Source organism: bacterium (assembly GCA_035505375.1).
Taxonomy (GTDB): domain Bacteria; phylum Hydrothermota; class Tepidihabitantia; order Tepidihabitantales; family Tepidihabitantaceae; genus UBA2258.
The window spans coordinates 1-15367 of sequence record DATJQV010000038.1 but is presented as its reverse complement, the minus strand read 5'-3'; the positions used below and the strand labels follow the sequence as shown (position 1 = coordinate 15367).

The 15367-nt window shown below is 60.8% G+C and carries 15 protein-coding genes; all 15 read left to right on the top strand.

Translation table 11 applies throughout. The features are described from left to right. Positions 1–2 precede the first annotated feature (2 nt). A complete protein-coding gene (locus tag VMH22_06055; GenBank protein HTW91256.1) occupies positions 3–1202 on the top strand; it encodes a class I SAM-dependent methyltransferase in 1200 nt (399 codons plus the stop codon). 124 nt (positions 1203–1326) lie between these two features. Next, positions 1327–2259, top strand: coding sequence for a glycosyltransferase family 2 protein (locus tag VMH22_06050; protein HTW91255.1), 933 nt, complete (start codon positions 1327–1329; stop codon positions 2257–2259). 45 nt (positions 2260–2304) lie between these two features. Then, positions 2305–3318, top strand: a complete 1014-nt coding sequence (locus VMH22_06045) for a lysylphosphatidylglycerol synthase transmembrane domain-containing protein (protein ID HTW91254.1) — start codon at positions 2305–2307, stop codon at positions 3316–3318. Between the two features lie 319 nt (positions 3319–3637). Then, positions 3638–5146, top strand: coding sequence for a glycosyltransferase family 39 protein (locus VMH22_06040; protein HTW91253.1), 1509 nt, complete (start codon positions 3638–3640; stop codon positions 5144–5146). A 1134-nt stretch (positions 5147–6280) separates the two neighbouring features. Then, positions 6281–6541, top strand: a complete 261-nt coding sequence (locus tag VMH22_06035) for a helix-turn-helix domain-containing protein (protein HTW91252.1) — start codon at positions 6281–6283, stop codon at positions 6539–6541. Positions 6542–6968: 427 nt separating this feature from the next. Continuing rightward, the gene (locus VMH22_06030; protein ID HTW91251.1) at positions 6969–7148 is read left to right on the top strand and encodes a hypothetical protein; all 180 of its coding nucleotides are present in this window, start codon (positions 6969–6971) and stop codon (positions 7146–7148) included. A gap of 295 nt (positions 7149–7443) precedes the next feature. Next, positions 7444–8802, top strand: a complete 1359-nt coding sequence (locus VMH22_06025; GenBank protein HTW91250.1) for a sigma-54 dependent transcriptional regulator — start codon at positions 7444–7446, stop codon at positions 8800–8802. A gap of 754 nt (positions 8803–9556) precedes the next feature. Then, positions 9557–9736, top strand: a complete 180-nt coding sequence (locus VMH22_06020; protein ID HTW91249.1) for a hypothetical protein — start codon at positions 9557–9559, stop codon at positions 9734–9736. Positions 9737–10265: 529 nt separating this feature from the next. Next, positions 10266–10445: a hypothetical protein gene (locus VMH22_06015; protein HTW91248.1), complete on the top strand. Its 180-nt coding sequence runs from the start codon at positions 10266–10268 to the stop codon at positions 10443–10445. A 553-nt stretch (positions 10446–10998) separates the two neighbouring features. Beyond that, complete coding sequence (locus tag VMH22_06010; protein ID HTW91247.1) at positions 10999–11178, top strand: hypothetical protein; 180 nt, start codon at positions 10999–11001, stop codon at positions 11176–11178. Between the two features lie 146 nt (positions 11179–11324). Continuing rightward, positions 11325–11876 (top strand): A24 family peptidase, encoded by a 552-nt coding sequence (locus VMH22_06005; GenBank protein ID HTW91246.1) that lies wholly within the window; start codon positions 11325–11327, stop codon positions 11874–11876. Continuing rightward, a complete protein-coding gene (locus tag VMH22_06000) occupies positions 11846–12532 on the top strand; it encodes a TadE family protein (protein HTW91245.1) in 687 nt (228 codons plus the stop codon). Before VMH22_06005 ends, VMH22_06000 begins: the two co-directional genes overlap by 31 nt. A 318-nt stretch (positions 12533–12850) precedes the next feature. Beyond that, a complete protein-coding gene (locus VMH22_05995; protein ID HTW91244.1) occupies positions 12851–14656 on the top strand; it encodes a hypothetical protein in 1806 nt (601 codons plus the stop codon). An 88-nt stretch (positions 14657–14744) separates the two neighbouring features. After that, complete coding sequence (locus tag VMH22_05990; protein ID HTW91243.1) at positions 14745–14900, top strand: hypothetical protein; 156 nt, start codon at positions 14745–14747, stop codon at positions 14898–14900. A gap of 25 nt (positions 14901–14925) precedes the next feature. After that, positions 14926–15367 (top strand): hypothetical protein (locus VMH22_05985; GenBank protein ID HTW91242.1); only part of this gene is annotated, 442 nt, incomplete at its 3' end.

The following is a 15367-nucleotide window of genomic DNA, read 5'->3' as shown; positions in this document are numbered from 1 at the left end:
GCATGGCGCATGACAACGCGAGGAATGTGCGCCCGTGCCCCGTGTGCGGCGGCATGGGGCGCCGGCAGTTGTACCGGCAGTCCTTCGCCCAGATGTCGGAGGGGAACCTCCTGGCCAGCTACGACGTAGTGGTGTGCGCGGAGTGCGGCATGGGCTTCGCCGACCACATTCCAGAGCAGGCGACATTCGATGCCTATTATCGCGACATGTCGAAATATGAGGATGCCAGTCCACAGGGGCAGCCATCACCGGACGACCTCGTTCGGTTCCGATCGCTGGCTGACTTCATCCAGAAACATCTGGGCGACCGTCACGCGCGCATCATTGACGTCGGCTGCGGCACGGGCGGATTGCTGGCTGAATTGAAGCAACGGGGGTATGAGAATGTGGCCGGCGTGGATCCGTCTGAAACCTGCGCAGAACGGGCGCTCGCTTGGTACGGCATTCCGGTCCTCACCGGGTCAATTCAGAACGTCAGCGTTGAAGACGGTTCCAGAGATGCGGTGATCGTGTCCGGCGTGCTGGAACACCTCACTGAACCGGGACCGGCGCTGCAGCGCCTGAGCCGAATGCTCACCCATAGAGGACAGGTATTCGTGGTCGTACCTGACGCGGCGCACTTCGCGGAGGCCGAGAACGCGCCGTTCCAGGAGTTCAGCGTCGAGCACATCAACTTCTTCAGCCAGTTCTCACTTGTCAACCTGATGCGCCGCAGTCGCTTCCGGGAACAGGTAGTCGAACAGCTCACGTTGCCACTAGGATACCGAACCACATGGCCTGCCATCCGCGCTGTCTTTCAGAAGACGGACGACGATCTCCCGTGCGATCTGACGCAAGACGAGGAAACGTCAACCAGCCTGACGCGCTATGTTGAGCTGTCACAGCAGCGAGCCGAACCGATTCTCGCCACGATCAGCCGGCTTGCAGACCGGGCAACGCCGATCATCGTCTGGAGCGCCGGACTTCACACCCTACGCTTGTTGATGGTCAGCCGGTTGGGTGACATCCAGATTGTGGTCTTTGTCGACACGAACCCGCACTGCCAGGGAAAACTGCTGCGCAGCGTCCCGATCGTCGCTCCGGCTGAATTGAAGGGACGTACCGAGCCGATCCTGATCTCGTCGCGAGGCTATCAACAGGAGATCGAGCGACAGATACGAGATGAACTGCATCTGGACAATGAAGTAATCACACTGTATTGATAACTGTGCCGCCACCGTCATCCCGGTACGTGTCACGTCGCCATCCGTCGGGCGACGCTATGACGGCAGTCATGTGTGACGGTCGCTCCTGAGCATGAGCGAGAACGGGCATCAGGGAGTTCCCATGAAACTAGTCAGCATCGTTACGGGATGCTATAACGAAGAAACGAACGTGGGTGAGTTGTACGAGCGGATCAAGCAGGTCTTTGCTCAATTGGCAGGTTACGAATTTGAGTTGATCTGCGCGGACAATGCCTCGCAGGACAACACCGTTTGGGCCCTGCGCGGAATCTGCAAGCGAGACAAGCGGGTCAAGGTCATCGTGAATGCTCGCAACTTCGGGCACGTCCGTTCCGGGTACCACGCAGCGCTCCAGGCTCGCGGCGACGCGGTCGTGACCATGGCGTCGGACCTCCAAGACCCGCCTGAGCTCATCAAGGAGTTCGTATCGAAGTGGGAGCAGGGCTACAAGGCAGTGATGGCGGTGAAGAGCAAGAGCGAGGAGCCAGCACTCATCTACGCCATCCGCCGGTTCTACTACCGCCTGCTGCGCAGGCTCTCCGACGTCGAACTCGTGGAGAACGCCACCGGCTTCGGTCTCTATGACAAGCAGATATTCGACATCCTCCGGAAGCTCGATGACCCTTACCCGTATTTCCGCGGCCAGATTGCCGAAATCGGGTTCGACGTGGCGAGGGTCGAGTTCACCCAGCAACGCCGGAAGCGCGGCTTCACCAAGAACAACTTCTATACCCTTTTCGACATGGCCCTGCTTGGTATGACCAGTCACTCCAAGGTACCGCTAAGGCTGGCTACGATGCTCGGGTTCGCGTCGGCAGCGTTGAGCCTGCTCGTGGCGCTCTTCTACCTCGCGTACAAGCTGGTATTCTGGAAGAGCTTCGAGCTCGGGCTCGCGCCGCTCGTGGTCGGCATCTTCTTTTTCTCATCGGTCCAGTTGTTTTTCCTTGGTATCGTCGGGGAGTACGTCGGCTCAATTCATACGTACGTCCGTCACATGCCGTTGGTTATTGAGAAAGAGCGCATCAACTTCGACTGATAAGGACAGGGTTCGAGGGGTCAAGGAATCAAGGATTCCAGGGCAGTGGAATCGGGCGGCAGGACCTCGCCATCCGCCAAATCGGGACGGCGCTGGATTGCGGTCGCCACGGTGCTGCTCAGCGCGGTCCTGCTTTATCTGGCCATACGTGGCGTCAACTGGCGAGAATTCCTCGCGACAGTCAGGCACGCGAAATTCATGCTGCTCGCGGCGGGATTTGTGCTTGGCAATTTTACTCTGGTTTTCCGCAGCCTGCGTTGGCGCGTGCTGCTTGGAGCCGCGCCGTCCGACGGAGGCCAAAGGAGAGTCGCACCGCTGACGGTTTTCTGGGCCACGGCCGCCGGCTATCTGGGGAACAACTTCCTGCCTGCCCGGGCCGGCGAGCTGATCCGTTCCGCAGCGCTCGGGCACAAGGCCGGGCTGAGCAAGAGCTGGGTTCTTGCCACCGCCCTGACTGAACGGCTGCTCGACGCCGTCGCGCTCGTCCTGTTCAGCCTCATTGCCGTATTCTCGATGGGGCAGACGTCCGGCTGGCTGGTGAGAGCATGGAAGGTGATGGGTATTTTCGGAGTCGCGGGGGTTGTTGTCCTCTTCGCAGCCCCACGCTTCGAGCAGCAGTTCGCGAGAGTGCTGCGGCATGTGCCCGGCCCGGCGCGGTTCCGCGAACGCTTGCTCGGGATGTTGGCTCAGTTCCTCTCCGGCATGCGCGCGTTTGCCAACCCGTCCCGCGGCATCGCTTTTGCCGGGATGACGGTTCTTGTCTGGTTTTGCGATGCAGTGGGCACAATAATCGGGACCCGGGCATTCGGCCTCAGCCTGACGCTGCCGATAGCGGTGATGCTGCTTGCCGGACTCGGGCTATCCAGCGCCATCCCCTCGACTCCCGGCTATGTCGGTGTGTATCAGTTCGTCGCGGTGGCGGTTCTTGTTCCGCTCGGATACGCGCGCAGCGGGGCGCTTGCCTACATAACCGTGGCCCAGGTGCTGGGTTATGTCATGGTGACCGTCTGGGGTCTGGTTGGCCTGTGGCGGCTGCAGGTTAGACCTGCGTCGAGATGACGCGTGGACGCTCATACGGCACCGGCGCGGTGTTTCAGCGTTCCTCTCATTGTGTCCCTGACCGATGAAGCTGATTGAGCACCGGCCCGGCAATCGCTTCGACGCCTGAGATCTGAACGAGTCCTCTGACCGAACCGGGAATCGTTGCGGCACTTGACCCCATTCTTCTCTTACGATCCTGCCGGAGATCCCTCCCGGAGCTGAACTCGGCGTCGGCTCGCTTATCCGAGTCCCTGGTGGTTTCCCGCCTTGATCGGTCGCGTAGCACGCGAAACGGATACCTTGACTCCTTTCCGCGTTTTCCTAGCATGCCTAGCAGATGGAGAAAGCCAGCCTGCCCGGCCAGCCGGCGCGCCGAGGCGACGCGATGAAGCGGATTCTGAAGATAGCGCTGCTTTTCCTCGTTCTTGGTTTCGCGGCCATGCGGCTGGTGCATCTGAACGCTGACTTTCCCAGTGGGATTACCTGGTCGGGCGAGCTATATACGGATGACGGACAGAATGCGGCTTCGGCAATCCGACATGTGCTCACCGGGCATTGGTACATGCCGGGAGACGCAAATACGGCGGTCTACGCGCCCATCGGCCACATTCTCCATCGCATCTCCTTTTTTCTGTTCGGACTCAGCCTGACCTCGGTGCGCATCACGATTGTAGCTGCATTCCTGCTCCTTGTGACCATGACAGCATTGTTGGTCCGTCGTAGCTTCGGCGACTTCGCGGCATTGCTGACCGCCCTCCTGATGACGAGCAACTACGTCGGATTCGCCTATAGCCGCCTTGGGACAATGGACCTGGTGGCGACCTGCCTTGTGGTTGCGAGTCTCTATGCCGCTGGAGGCCTGAGGCAAAGGACCACGCTGCTCAGACTCGTGCTTGCCTCCTTCCTGCTCGTCCTCGGCATGCTGACGAAGCTGACTGCGGTTTTTGCCATCCCTTTGCTTGCATTCTGTGCCTGGCGCGGCGGTTCCACTATCCGACAACGCGTTACCTTCGTCGCTGTCTCAGGCCTGACGCTATTGGTGCTCTATGGTGGCTACCGGTTGGTCTCGGTGGCGGCGTTTCCCTGGGAGTACGTCGGGTACAATCGACAGACTGTCGGAGACATCTACACGAGCTTTCATGCCTTTGTTCGACACCTTCCCCGCAAGATCACGGATGCCGAGTACCTCGGGGCGGGGTTCGTGGATATCGCTGTGGTCATGATCTTCGGAGCTTTTGCGTTCTCGAAACGCTTCCGTTCGGAGCCGCTAGTCCACTTGTTGCTCGGCTATGTCGCAGCATATGCGGGCATGCTCACGCTTCACGTTTACGGGCCGCCGCGCTATTACCTCCCGTTGCTTGTTCCGCTCGCCGGACTTTGCGGGCCCGCGTGCACGGCCCTGGCTGAGCGGTTGCGACAAACGAGGCGTCCTGCCGCTGCAATCATACCGGCCGTTGTTCTCGCGGCGCTTTCCTTAATAGAAGGCTGGCGGATAGTGTCCTATCTTGCACGACCGAGATATTCCTTTTACAACATGACGCAGGCAGTCGGGAAGATCATCAGAGAACGGGAAGGCACTTCCCGCGGTGTCCTGTTGTATGGAGACATCGCGAGCTCCGTGTCGCTCGAGACCGGCACCAACGGAGTCAACACTCTGCCTGGCACAGACCAGTCCAAACGAATCGGGGATTGCCATCCCAGGTACATGATTGTGCTTTCATCCAACATAGTGCAGGTCGCGGAATGGGAGGGAGCGGAGGCCGTGGAACTCGGAAGATGGGACGTATTTGACAACTTCTATGCCGACCACCAGCCGGTGAGGCTCTACTCGGTCACATGGCCGTGAGCGCAGCCGTGACGCGCTGATGAGTACGGGTATCGAGTCTTCAACCCTGTCCGAACAGTGGAAATCCCGGCTCAGTTCGACATTCCCGTGAACGCGAAGCCACCCGACCAATGCCTGAGCGGGCGGTGACAGTAGCGGCCTGAAAGTCGCCGTCGAGGTCCTCCGGTACAACCATCGCCCTGTTATCTGCGAGTGATTCCTCTCCATCGTCTCAATTGCAGGTGCGCGAGAACAGAACCTGGGTCCACCGGGATATCCGACTGCGTCATCGTTTCGCGGGCAGTCGCCGTTGGGTGACAGCCACTTTTGCCGGACGTGCCCGAGCCGAGGATCCTGTCGCCCGGGTCGTGACGTGTCCGCACGCTCTCGTCGCCGACACCCAGCCGTCCAGTCTCAACAGGACGTGCTCTTCCGAGCGCCGGCGCGATGCAGTTGGCACGCCCTGCGCTGCTGGCTTTCTGCGCCCATTGTAGTCCGAGCCCATCGACCTGACTGCGCTTCCGGTTATTGACTTGTCTCCGATCGGCGACTGTCGTGACCGCGCTCTTCACCACAAGCGAGCGTGTCTCCTGCCGAAGACGGCTAGTATCTCAGGGGAGACAAGACCTGTACCGATGTGATTCTCTGCAGGCGACAACAGCCTTGAGTAGTCCTCGCCCCGAGTGGCTTCTGCCTGATAGCGCGGTGGCCCGTTTAATTGCAGCATTCTCTTGTCTTTGGCACGATTGATGCAATGTACGAGTTGCTCGGGGTTAAGGGATGTGGGATCATAAAGTGCATCCAGCCTGATGCTCAAGCCACGGGTTACATCGCGAACCGTCGCGGACTGCGGGAGATTCGCCTCTTTGGTCTCCGGCAATTGCCGCCTTAGCATGCAGCCGGACGTGCCAACCTCCACGTCCGGCTGCACGTGGCCTCAGGTGACCATGGATTGGATCAGTCAAGGTGCAGAGAGGTGAATTGGAAGAATTGCCGCGCTTCCGCATGGCATGACACGGGACGAGCTACGCGGGGCCGGCAGACAGGATGTATTAAGGATGACGCGGGACGTCCGCAGTGAACGTTAAGAGCGCACGAAGCGGGCTTCCCAGTAGTATTGACAGCAACATGGTAGGAGAAATAGAGAAGACGACGTTGAAGGCGGCCTTGGACAGGGCCGAGCGCGAGACCGTCGAGCGCGCGCTTCAGCAGACTGGCAACGATGTGGCGGAAGCGGCCGCACTGCTGGGCGTCGTTCGACCCAGCCTCTACCGGATCATGAAGCGCCACGGAATCGTTCCGCCGACTCATGCCCGGACCAAGAGCTGGTTCACCCCGCATGACGACGACGGCTACCTCATGCCGGAGGCCGTGAGTCTCCCGGTGGAGACAGAGCTGGTCACGGCGTCGGAATGACGGGCGGCTTGGAACTCGGCGAGGAATCGCACTCGCCAGTTCCGTAGCCATCGCTGCACGCGTTCGAACCCGGGCAAACCATCTCGGATTGTCGCATCGATCTAACATTCGAAGATACGGGCTGATAGGCTGCGGCGTTCTGCGCCACGGGCAGTGAAGCGCTTCTCACCCTTGAGAGCGTTCCTGTAACTGCCCGGAGACACACTGGTTGCCAGCCCACTGGACCCCAATCTCTGGCACGCCGCATGCACCTAGCTGTGATTAGTATCGCCCTCACGTACTAGTCGTGGCGGGCTGAGATACGAGTGTAAGTTCTTGGTCTGATGTACGGAGTCGACGCGCTTCAGCTCCCGTGTGTGCATTCGGTGGAGCCTGAAGTTGCGGGTCGTGACAGGACCACAACATGACGGGACCAGTGGGAGTCATCATGCTGCGTAGAGATCTCGGTGGCGTCAAGTCACTGCTGTCGGAAAGGAACGGTCCGAAGTTGATTGAGTTGATCGTGCTGGTGGTTTTCGTCGTCCTGGGGTCGATCATCACTTTCAGGACGATAAGGAGCAGCGTGCACCGCGGTGCCACGCCAACATCAGTTTATCCCGAGCCATAGACCGTGTGAGATTTGCAGCCTGTCACCCGAGCACAATCCAGCTCAGGCATCGCGGACTGCTGCACGGCTGCGTGCGCGGCCGGGGCCCTTCCGCGGGAGCCGGTTGGCGATCCGTGCCGCCCGGCCATGCCGGCGGCGTGTGGCAAGGCTCCGGGAAGAGAGAATTATCACTTGACTTCCCCGTCAGGGGTCACTAAACTACTGGACTCGTGACAGGAGCAATCCAGCCCGTGGTACACGACGCCGGTTCCACCGCAGCCGCGGTTCACCGCCGAGGACATGCGGGAGAGAGGCCATGAAGCAGCAGATATACGTCGCGTGTGAAGACCAGCAGATGGCGTCCGCGCTGAACAATGTGCTGGTGGGCGGTGGTTACTCGTGCCGGTTGTTCCCCGATGGCCAGAGCCTGCTTTCCATACTCAAGACCCAGATCCCCGACGTACTGCTCCTGAACATCGTGCTGCCCGACTTCAGCGGGATAGACGTGCTTGGGAAAGTGCGTCGGATGGCTCCCTCCGTGCCAGTGATCATGACTGCGCAGAAGTTGTCGGTCCAGACCGCGGTCGGAGCCGTGAAGCTCGGCGCGTTCGACATCCTGGAGCTGCCGCCCGAGCCCGGGCGGATACTCGTGGCGATCACGAATGCGCTTGAGAGCACCGAGCTGCCGCGCCAGGTCCAGCATCTGACCAACGAACTCCAGGAGCGATACCGGATGGTCGGCGAGTCGACCGGTATGAAGCGGGTCCGGAGCCTGATCCGCCGCGTCGCGCCGTCCCCGGCCAGCGTACTCGTGATGGGCGAAAGCGGCGTCGGCAAGGAACTGGTCGCCCGTGCCATTCACCTGCAGAGTCCCCGGGCGACGCGGCAGTTCGTACCTTTGAACTGCGCGGCGATCCCGAGCGAACTGATCGAGAGCGAGCTGTTCGGCCACGAAAAAGGGTCGTTCACCGGTGCTTCCGCCATCCGTATCGGCAAGCTGCAGGAGGCCGACGGCGGCACGCTGTTCCTTGACGAGGTCGGTGATTTGAACGAGGCGGCCCAGGCGAAGCTGCTGCGCTTCCTCGAAGACGGCGAAATCCAGCGGGTCGGCGGCAGCGGGGTCATTCGCCTCGACGTCAGGATAGTGGCCGCCACCAACAAGAACCTCCAGGAGATGAGCAAGATGGACCTCTATCGCGACGACCTGTACCATCGGCTCAACGTGGTGAGGATCGACGTGCCGCCGCTGCGGGAAAGGGTGGCGGACATCGAACCGCTTGCCAGTTTCTTCCTCGAGCGTTTCTGCGCGGACTACGGCCGTGCCGTCAGATTCGCTCCCGAAAGCTGGGCGGCCCTGAGGGTCTACTCGTGGCCGGGCAACGTGCGCGAGCTGCGCAATCTGATGGAGCGAGCGGTCATCCTGGCCGAAACCAATCCGGTCGAAGCCGAGGAACTGCGTTCATTCCTCGGGGCCGAAGCCAAGGCGTCGACCGACGGCACGCTGAAGGTCGCCCTGGAGCGAGCGGAGCGCGAGGCGGTTGAGCGCGTGCTCGAGCAGACGGGCTACGACGTGGCCGAAGCCGCCGCCATACTCGGTATCGTGCGTCCCAGCCTCTACCGTATCATGAAGCGGTACGGTATCACTTCACCCAACCAGGCCCGCAGCCGGACCTAAGCTCCCCGACCCTCGGCGGGCATGTCGCCCGCCGGATACCAGATTCTCTCAAGTGATACAGAACAGATATCATTGTCACAACCGTCGTCAATCCCGCCGGCAACGCGACAAGGTTGGCGTCGCAGTCTAAGAGAGCAGTTGTAACAGTTCGGCAACAGGCCGCGGTCGGCCCAGGCGCTTGCGCACGCAGTCGCCCCGGGCGGCTTGCAGGAGTTGACCGCCAACAGCGTTCAATGGCAGGCTCCCGGATTGCCTACGATAGTAGGCCGGTTGTCTCCAAAGCGATACAACGGTCTACTCATTACCGAGAACCATGTCGACCCTATGAGCAGTATCTTGATAGAGTCAACCCCGCGGCGGGGCGGCGTGGTTCGACACACGGTCCTCCGTTCAGTGGTGCGACGTCACGGTTGTCGCAGCTTTTCGCCGTCCCGTCGGCACTTGCCCGCATGCTCGCCGGGCTGTCACCGAATGGCGACAGCTGCCGCCGGTGCCGGCTGGGAGCGTAGATAGTAGCTACAGGTACGTCAACAGCCCGCGATCCATCACTCACGCTCCTGGCACGCCGCGTGCATAGTATGAGGCGAGTATCGCCCTCCCGAACCTGTCGCGGAGGGTGAAGGTACTGACGAAAGGCTTTAGCCCGCCGTCGAGAAAGAGTGCGAGCCGCCTGCGAGACAGTCGCAGAGACCGGGGCGCGACGTAGTCGGCGGTCGGAGGACTACAACATGGCATGGCCGAGGGAGTCATTGTGATGAGCAAAGTGACGGGGACCGGCAAGGCTCTTCTGCTGGACGAGAACGGTCAGACGATGCTCGAGTACGTGGTGATAGTGGTTTTCGTGTGTATCGTCATGGGCATTGCACTAAGGGTGGTCGGACCGCTTCTGCATCGAAGCATACAGACCACTTCGACGTCGATCGTGCCGGACTGATACGGTAGCAAACGGCGGGTTTCTCGGTTTGCAGCAGGCAGGACTGTCAAGCACCCGGAGAGCGGGCAGATGCGAGGTGCGGGCGGTGATGTGCCTGGGTCGAGACTCGCAAGCAGTTGGACGGTTCCTTTCGTCTCGCAGCGGAGACTCGCGTCACCCGAGTGAGACACAACATTACTCTTTGTCAGGATCAGTTGACCGACCGCGAGGGACGGCGGCCAGCGGCCGCCGCATCAGATTTCCGCGCCGGGTGCGACCGGCGCGGCTGTCGCAGCGCTGACGCGGGCGTCTCTGGTTGGAGACTCGTCAAGTCACCGGACCCGCAGGCCGGGTCGCGGTGGCACACTAAGTGCAAAACTCCGTGCGTGTCGCCTGCCCGGACTAGCCGTGGCGGGTGAAGACACAAACGGAAAGCCCGGTTCTGTCGCCGAGCGGACGCGTTCCGGCTCGCGGTACTAGACGCGCCGGTCCTAAACGCGGGAGGCTGAGGCAGGATCGCAGCAAGACGAGACCTTAAGGGGGTCATATCATGCTGAACCGAGCGTTCGAGGCAGGCAAGGCCCTGCTTTCGGATGAAAGCGGCCAGACGATGCTCGAGTACGTCGTCATAGTCGTTTTCGTCGTTGTCGCGGCGATCGTCGCCTTCAGGCTGGTCAAGGGCACAGTGCACCGCAGCATCGAGAAGGCATCGACGTCGATCGAACAGTAGTCGTGAGGCAGGGTTGGCTGGGACAGCGAAACTACGAGGCGCGTCTCCCGTCGGAGACACGAGTATCGCAGGAGAGACAAACCACGTTCTCGGTCAGAATGATGGTTCACCTCGCTGCTGACGATAACTAGCAGCCGCAGCCTACGAATCCGACAGACGCAGCGCCGCTCGGCGCTGCGTCTGCTTCTTGCGCGCCACGCGACCGGAGCGAACGAACGCGCCTGTCAGGGCCGGCAATTAGCTCCAATGGGTTCGAACAGGGCGACCAGAATTCATCAACAAACGAGTGCACTTACCGCTGCTGGCCGTATCTGTTCGGAAACAGGAAAGCCCCGCGGACGCGCGGTCCGGGGCATGGTGGCACGCGACGTGCATTACCTCCAGCGAGCGTCGCCCGTCTGGATTAACCACGGCGGGTGGAGATGCGACCGCAAAACCTGGGTCTGCTGTCCTGAGCCGCCACGTTCCAGTCACCGCTGACGTGGACGCGCTGGGGTGGACGCGGCTGGACGTGGCAGAACCGCAACATGAGTAGACCTAAGGGGGTCATATCATGCTGAGCAGAGCGTTCGGGGCCGGCAGGGCCCTATTGTCGGATGAGAGCGGCCAGACGATGCTTGAGTACGTTGTGATCGTGGTATTCGTCGTCGTGGCTGCCATTGTCGCCTTCAGGCTCGTCAAGGGAATCGTCTCGAAGAGCATCAACAAGGCGTCCGCCTCGATCGAACAGTAGCCGGGCGAGCTGGGGTACAGCCAATATGATGTCAGGATCACGAGAGCAATGTTCGAGCCTCTTGGGGTGGACTCTCGTGGTCCTGGCATCCCCGGCTAATGCGGTCTGGTTCGAAGGCCGGTCGGTCCGAACTGAAGAGGCATAACATGACAGGTACGACTTACATCGCAGTCGATGTCTTCGCTCTCCTCTTGCTGGTGTTGTGCGCTTACTGGGATATTAGATATAGGAAGATTCCCAACTGGGCTACTCTGCCCAGCATCGTCCTTGGGTTCGGAATGAGCTGCATGTTCCATGGCTGGGGCGGAACGAAGGCCTCGGGTCTCGGTTTTCTTTTCGGCTTCGCGTCGCTCCTGGTGCTATTTGTGCTGGGCTGGATGGGCGGAGGCGACGTCAAGCTGATGGCCGCAGTCGGCGCACTGAAAGGCTATCCATTCGTGGTTTCGGCGCTGTTCTACTCGCTCATCGTGGCGCTGGTGATCGGTATCGTCCTGTTGATATGGAACCGCAAAGCATGGCGGACGTTCAAGAGCCTGTTCTTCGTCGTGGGTTCCCGCGTGTCGCGCCTGGTTCCGAAGCAGGACATCAACCGACAGGAGACTCAGAAGATACCTTTCGGACTTGCCATAGTGGTTGGTACTGTTTTTGCAATGATTGGAGGCTACGCATGGAGTCCACTAAGCTTCGTCGCCCATTGACCGCCTGCCGGCGGCTGTCGTGTCTGGGCCGCAATACCGACGGCACTTCCATGCTCGAGACCGTTATCGCGTTCCCGGTGCTCCTGCTGTTCATCATGGTGATCATGGAGGTGTGCCTGTTGGCCAATGCGAAGCAGCTTGCCAATTACGCCGCCTTCTGCGCAGCGCGGACGGCAGCGTGCTACGGAGTCACTTCTACGACAAATACTCACCTCGCGGCGGCGTTGGCGATGAGCGCCATTGCCCCGCCGACCGTGTCGAACAGCTCGGCGGTCCTCAGTGCTTTCGGGCTGTCGAATCCGAATCAGACGGTGGGCACAATCTGCAGCATCTCCGGGTTCCAGGGCGACAGCGCCGCTTGGCTCGGGCGCCTGGCAAGCGCATTTATCAGGACAAGCCAGCCGAACTGCACCGTCGGCACCGCTCCGGGCAAGACGCACAAGTATGTGTCCGTGGACGTCACCTACATTTATCGTTGTTCGTTCACTCCCTTCGGCAAACTCTGGGGCCACACCGGACTCAATTCCTACATAGCCACTCTACAGGGACTCCCTTTCTACACGACGATTCAGTCTTCCGTAACGCAAATCAGCAACACTTGGCAATGGAATGTCCCGGTGCACGGCCACGCCGTCACCGATTACTGGGCGGGGTAGCATCATGGAAGTACAAGGTCAGAATTGCGGCGTCCAGAGTCCGAACCCAGGCGTTGCCCTCGGCGGGGCCTGTCGGACAGTGCGGTGCTCGGGGGCCGGGCTTATTCGTCACGCCGGCCTGCCGCTGCGCCACGACATGAGCGGTCTATGGGTCAGCGTGGCGCTTGCCGTTGCCCTGCTCGCATCCCTGTTGGTGGTCCATGCAAGCACGGGCCGGCTCCCGGTTTCCGGCCGAGGGCCGGGGCTTCATTCGCTGACCGGTAATTGCGTTCCACAACTCGGCAACTCTCTTTCGGACCACCGGAACTGGGGGTCAACATGCTCGTGACTAAATTCATCCGGCGGCTGCTTCACGACACCCGCGGGCAGGTTCTGTGGCTCGGGGTTGTCCTGGCGGTCGCGCTACTCGCCTTCATGCTGGCGATGTCGGTCGGCACGCGGGCCGTGACCCAAAAGGTGCGCGTGCAGAACGCCGTTGACGCCGGCGCCTATACCGGTTCGGTCTGGCTGGCCCGTTCGCTGAACCTGTGCACGAACATGAACGAAGGCATCAGAAGTGTCTACACCTGGATGACGGTGCTGACGGTGAGCGAGGCCCTGGCGCGAACCCTCTACGCCGATACGGACGACGCATCGGTCAAGGCGACGGGACAGAACATCACGTCGGCGCTGTTCGGGAACTCCAACCCGGTCAGCGTGCACAGCAACGAGTACGCGGGTTCTGTCCGCAAGCTCGACACCACCGCGCAGTGGCTCTACTCGCTGCAGAACAGCATCGCCACGAGCTTTCAGTCCATCGCGGCCTCAGCCGGTACCCAGGCGGCCTGTCAGAACATGCATGCGTATCCGGCATCTCAGTCCGCTGGCGGTCGGGCAATCGTCACGACCAACGACACGACACCATTGCTTGTAGCCAGTGCCTCCGGCGACAGCCTGGTGTATGCAGAAATCTGCCGGTGCGGGCAGGTCCTGAACTCAATTCCCACGCTTGACGTCAACATCACGAATGCCTGCGGCCGGGTGGTCATCGACTCGTCGACGTGGAACGTCCGGGCGTACTGCTCCGACACGAGCAACTGGTTCGACCGAGTGGACACCTTGGATCGTGATTGCCAGTATGCTGTCTACCAGACATTCCAAAGGTACGTCCATCAAGGCTGGCAGTGGTATACCTACACCGACACCGTCATGGAGTGCAGGGCCAATTATGGCTGGTGGCAGAACTGGTATCTGAACGGCGATAGCTGGGGGAGCACGGTCGTGTACTGCGGCGAACCCGATGGTCATACCCCCATAACATGGCCGAACGGGAAGCCCACGCCACCGTACAAGAACAGCCCAACCTGGCAGTTTATCTCAGCGCGTACGGACAATAACTGGACACATCATCATCACTGGATGCGGGACACGATCTTCTGCTGCCACCATTGCGCCTTGAGGTCCGACACTTACGCCATGCGGAACTGGATATGTCACTCTGAATCGTCCTGCCTCAGTCAACGTCATGACACGATTCATTGTCACTATTGGAAGCCCACCGGTTGCTATACCGGCGCTGAATCCACCTGCGGCCTGGTCGGAACGAAGGTCAGGCCCCGCCAGGTGAATCCCAACCGCGAGTTCAACACCATCGCCTATGTCTGGTACCAGGGAGCCACGACGTCGCCGTATGGTCTGGGTCCGGCCTTGGGCGGGAAGCTCTTTCCGCGAAGTAAGGTTGCAGCACCAAGCCCGCTGTTTGCGGTTGCACGGTCCACTCCCTACTTGTCTTATGAAAGCTGCTACGTCATGCAGGTCTTCACACAAATCATATCCTGCCACGGTACTGACACGGCGTACAAGCACTTTCCTTCAACCGGGGGTTCGACATGGAATTCGTACATGAGGGGAGACAGTTGGATCGCGCCCTACACGCCTTCCACCTGGAATCTCGCACACTGCGACTCCGGGACGGCGCCATGCACCCAGGAAGTCCACTTCTTTGCCCCGTTCTGGGACGTCGAGCTCAATCCGCTTGACTCGGCCGGGATCGCGCTCATGATGAGCGATACCGCGTACGCCGGCCACACCCATAATTGCTTCAGTAACCTACAGAACCTGCGTAAGTATGCACTACTACCATAGGAATATGCCGTCGCAAGCCTCAAGCCTCAAGCTCCAAGCGCCAAGCTCGAAGTCGCGGACTGCTGGCCTCTGGCGCGTTGCGTGCCGTGTGCTGCGCGACGAGACGGCAGTGACGGCCACTGAGTATGTGGTCGCGACGCTCGCCATCGCCTTCGCATCTCTTGCTGCGTCACGAGCGATTGCCGGTGCGCTGATTCCGTATCTCCACCGTATCTACCTGGTGGTCACGCTGCCGATACCTTAGCAAGGAGGATTCGGATGAAGACTTCATGTTGCTCAAACAGGAGAGGCAGGGCCCGGCCGCGGCGCTGCTTGAGAGGATGCGGGCCGACTGCCCTTACATCAGGTCCGGCCGGTATGCCTGGAGTTCGCTGATGCCCTACCGCCGTCGCCGTTTACCGCACGTGGGGGACAGCAAGCTCAGGGCCGCGAGCTTCATCAGGCCGCAAGCCTCAAGCCCCAGGCTTCAGGCTCCAAGCTCCGAGCCACGAACTCCGCGCCTGCGGCTCGTCGCCTGGGACTGGTGGCGGGACCATCGGGGCGTGGCATCGATCGAGGGGATAATCGTCGTGTCGCTGCTCGGGGCCGTGTTTCTCTGCTGCCTGCTGCTCGCACAATGGGGAGTGCACGTACAGTCGGCGCAGATGGGCGCACGATTGCTGGCGTTCAACTCCGGGGACGCGAATCTCGCCAGGTTCGGCCGGTCGGCAG